This is a genomic window from Autumnicola edwardsiae (assembly GCF_031846505.1).
Classification (GTDB): Bacteria; Bacteroidota; Bacteroidia; order Flavobacteriales; family Flavobacteriaceae; genus Autumnicola; species Autumnicola edwardsiae.
In genome coordinates this window covers 1-1983 of sequence record NZ_JAVRHP010000212.1, presented here as the reverse complement: position 1 = coordinate 1983, position 1983 = coordinate 1, and the positions used below count along the sequence as shown (strand labels likewise).

Annotated in this window: 2 protein-coding genes and 1 pseudogene; all 3 read right to left on the bottom strand. The window is 30.9% G+C overall.

All coding sequences use genetic code 11. The features are described from left to right. Positions 1-293 (bottom strand): annotated as a pseudogene (locus RM529_RS17075) (alpha/beta hydrolase); the annotation flags it as partial. 158 nt (positions 294-451) lie between these two features. Further along, entirely contained in the window at positions 452-1360 is a 909-nt protein-coding gene (locus tag RM529_RS17070; protein WP_311485955.1) for a hypothetical protein, read from the bottom strand. A 147-nt stretch (positions 1361-1507) separates the two neighbouring features. Then, a partial coding sequence (locus tag RM529_RS17065; protein ID WP_311485954.1) for a hypothetical protein occupies positions 1508-1983 on the bottom strand: 476 nt, incomplete at its 5' end.

The window sequence follows — 1983 nt, the reverse complement described above, 5'->3', positions numbered from 1 at the left end:
ATTTTTTCTGCATTTTGGTCGTAATTACCTTCGTATTTGACTCCTAATGCAGCTATGGTCATTGTTAAGGTTGAATTATCGTACCTTGTTGTATCAACTTTTATATCAAATCCTCCTTGTTTAGGACTATCCATTGTGGATGAATAAGTAGAATCATTTTTTTGCAGATGGAATACAAGTGGTAATTCAGTTCCTTGTACGTTCAAATTCCCATACCAATCACCACTAATTTCTTGTGCTTGCATGGAATTCATACTGATTAAAAGAGTAAATAAAATAAAAATGTTCTTCATTTTCTTAAAATTAATATGGTGACTGACGGTTACTGTTCGTAGGTTGCGGGAGCAGGGACGCGCACTTGTCGGCTTAGTTGTTTTCTTTCCTTGTTTCTAAAATTACACTTTTTCGGCAATACCAGTTATTTGCGCTGAATCGTTATTGTAAACAGTGTTTATTTCTTTAACATCCATTGTAATAATTCTTCTTTATCTATTATCGACCAACTATGTGGATGTCTTTCCCCATTTGCTCGATATCCTTTGTTTTCTGTGGGAATATATTCTACCTGATCAAATCCAGAATTTTTAAGATTTTCCGAAAGTTTTTTAATGTAATATGCGTTCATTTGGTCATAATTGGCTTTTCTGTTTTCTTTCCACCAAAGAGTATCCGGCTCAGTGTAAAATCGAATTTGAGTACTGTTTAAATTTTTTAAATTACTTATGTGGTCTGTTTTAGATGTGAAAACAGAATACTTTTCATATTTATCTAAATTATTTTCAGGTTCTCCAAAATTCTCGTTTAACGTCTTAATTATCCATTTTGCTTCTTGAACTGCTGGTTGAGAATAATTGCTTTTTATATTCTTTTCAGCACTATTATATAATGCTAATAAATCTATTGGAGAATCTACAATGAAGACCCCTGCAGGTTGGATTACATTGGAGTTTTTAATTAGAAAATTACTGATTAGAAGAACCATATTTCCTCCACTTGAAAAACCACCAAAAAATATTTTTTTGGTTGGCAGTTCGTTGGATTGGAATAATGTATTAATTGATTCTGTTAATTTTATTTTTTCATTTTCTTCTAGCCATAATTTACCGCTGTAGTTTAAATATACAACTGCTACATTCTTTTTATTAGCACGCCCAGTTATAGCAAATTCTCTTTCAATATCTTCTGCATTTTCGGGATAACCCCCAAAAAGCACTAAAACAACCTCAGTGGTACCTGGCTTATATAGCTCGTAGAAATCTGTAGATTTATGTTTTTTAGCTATTTCGTTCGTCTGAGCAATGCTGAAATTTGAAAAAAATATAAGTGCAATAATACCAGAAAATTTAAGCAGTTTTTTCATTTAAATATTGTTGGTAACGGTTATGGTTCGTCGGTTGCGGGAGTAGGGACGCGGACTTGTCGGATTAACCATTTTCCTTCTTGGTTATCTAAATTACACTTTTTCGGTTAAACCTGCTATTTGCGATTAACCGATGTTGCCACGATTTTATGCCGTTATTTTTTGTTTAGTAATAATAATAATTTTTTCTTTTCCATTGTTTGAAATGTTCAATTCAACCTCTTCCTTTTTTTTAATTTCATTCCATTGAGAAGTCCAAAATTCACAAAATTCTTCATCTGTTAATTTTGAAACATCAATGTCATTTATCATCGTAACTGTTGTTCCTTTTTCAATTTTATTCTTTTTCAAGAACTCACTTACACCAGTTTTAATTTCTATCTTATTAGTTTCAAAATTAGCATTTAAATAAAGTGGAAAGTCAAATTCAGAATCCTCAGGAATTTTTCCAATTGGATCAAGAAATAATTTATGATTCGCCCAATCCATAGTGAATACAAAATTTTCAAAAAATTTATTTCCTACTAATTGCATATCTCCTACCTCGTTTTCTAAGCTAATTTTTTGACCAAAAAAATCTATTCCTTCAATATTTAATTTTTCTGGTATTATATAAAAATCTT

What these genes read in the sequence shown, in the direction of transcription:
- RM529_RS17070 (WP_311485955.1), bottom strand. Translation starts at nt 1,360, where the DNA reads ATGAAAAAACTGCTTAAATTTTCTGGTATTATTGCACTTATATTTTTT.